Origin of the sequence: Paraburkholderia sp. SIMBA_027, from assembly GCF_046535315.1 — a bacterium.
Lineage (GTDB): Bacteria > Pseudomonadota > Gammaproteobacteria > Burkholderiales > Burkholderiaceae > Paraburkholderia > Paraburkholderia tropica.
Genome location: NZ_JAWRWY010000200.1, coordinates 1 through 362 on the forward strand (window position 1 = coordinate 1; position 362 = coordinate 362).

1 protein-coding gene is annotated in these 362 nt (G+C 34.5%); it reads left to right on the plus strand.

Going from position 1 to position 362, the window contains the following annotated elements; all coding sequences use genetic code 11:
* On the plus strand, window positions 1-362 hold a 362-nt coding region (locus tag SB764_RS38775; RefSeq protein ID WP_410866576.1), incomplete at both ends, for a hypothetical protein.

Here is a 362-nt window from a genome sequence, read left to right on the forward strand (position 1 = left end):
ATTCTATTGAGGAAGGAAATGTTGAAACTCCAACAAAATTAGATGCCATTCAACTTCAAAATCCTGAACAGACTGATACCGAAGATAAAACATCTAAAACTACTCCTGAAGAGGTAACCCAGTTCATTTTACAAGAATTGGAAGTCTTCGAATCAAAAGAACTCTTTTTAAGGAAAGGAATTACATCGGCCAGCCTTGCAAAAAGCATAAAAACGAATACCACTTATCTATCAGAGGTGATCAACACTCAGAAAGGAAAGAATTTTGTAAGCTATCTTAATGATTTACGCATCAATTATGCACTGAACAGACTGGTAAAGGATAGAAAGTTCCGTTCTTACAAATTATCAGTCATTGCAAAT